Here is a 1,443-nt window from a genome sequence, read left to right on the forward strand (position 1 = left end):
GTTCGCGGCCGAAGTGGCCGTAAGCGGCGGTCTGGGCGTAGATCGGGCGGAGCAGGTCCAGGTCGCGGATGATGGCGGCCGGGCGGAGGTCGAAGACCTCGGAGATGGCGTGCTCGATCTTCTCGTGGTCCACCGCGGCGGTGCCGAAGGTCTCCACGAAGAGGCCGACCGGCTCGGCCTTGCCGATCGCGTAGGCGACCTGGACCTCGCAGCGCGTGGCCAGGCCGGCCGCGACGACGTTCTTGGCGACCCAGCGCATCGCGTAGGCGGCCGAGCGGTCGACCTTGGACGGGTCCTTGCCAGAGAAGGCGCCGCCGCCGTGGCGGGCCATGCCCCCGTAGGTGTCGATGATGATCTTGCGGCCGGTCAGACCCGCGTCGCCCATCGGGCCGCCGATCTCGAAGCGGCCGGTCGGGTTCACCAGCAGCCGGTAGTTGTCGGTGTCCAGCTTGATGCCGTCGTCCAGGAGCTGCTGGAGCACGTGCTCCACGACGAACTCACGGATGTCGGGCGCCAGCAGCGAGTCCAGGTCGATGTCGGAGGCGTGCTGCGAGGAGACGACGACGGTGTCCAGGCGGACGGCCTTGTCACCGTTGTACTCGATGGTGACCTGGGTCTTGCCGTCGGGACGCAGGTACGGAATGGTCCCGTTCTTGCGCACCTCGGTCAGGCGCCGCGAGAGCCGGTTCGCCAGCGAGATCGGCAGCGGCATCAGCTCGGGCGTCTCGTCGCAGGCGTAGCCGAACATCAGGCCCTGGTCGCCCGCGCCCTGCTTGTCGAGCTCGTCCTCGTCGCCCTCGACCCGCTGCTCGTACGCGGTGTCGACACCCTGCGCGATGTCCGGGGACTGGGCGCCGATGGAGACCGACACACCACAGGAAGCGCCGTCGAAGCCCTTCTTCGACGAGTCGTAGCCAATCTCGAGGATCTTGTTCCGGACAAGCGTGGCGATCGGCGCGTACGCCTTGGTCGTCACCTCGCCGGCCACGTGCACCTGGCCCGTGGTGATCAAGGTCTCCACGGCGACCCGGGACGTCGGGTCCTCCTGGAGAAGCGCGTCGAGAATCGTGTCGCTGATCTGGTCAGCGATCTTGTCTGGGTGGCCCTCGGTCACAGATTCCGAGGTGAACAGGCGGCGGGACACATCGCTCCCTGGGGTTGCAGCGGCTGCTGGCTCATCATGGCTGGATCCGTACGGGGGCTGCGCCCGACGCAGATCCGCGCCCAGTTTATCCATCCCTCTCGCCGAACGGACATCGCGTCTCGGTCCGTGGGAGCCCTGTGACCTGCGGCACCGCACGTGCAGGGAGCGTTCACCTGTTGTTCGCGCTCCAGGGACCGGGCGTGTCCGCAAGGTTCGGGGAGAGACACCGGGCGATGGGCCGAACGTATCAGCGGACGCCCCCGGTCACCAGGGAGCGGGCACCGAACCGGTCACGCCCG

General features: G+C 68.4%; 1 protein-coding gene. It reads right to left on the minus strand.

Going from position 1 to position 1,443, the window contains the following annotated elements:
• A partial coding sequence (gene metK, locus AOK16_RS24820) for a methionine adenosyltransferase (RefSeq protein ID WP_055474323.1) occupies positions 1–1,144 on the minus strand: 1,144 nt, incomplete at its 3' end.
• Positions 1,145–1,443 lie beyond the last annotated feature (299 nt).

Source organism: Streptomyces pathocidini (genome assembly GCF_001418495.1).
Classification (GTDB): Bacteria; Actinomycetota; Actinomycetes; order Streptomycetales; family Streptomycetaceae; genus Streptomyces; species Streptomyces pathocidini.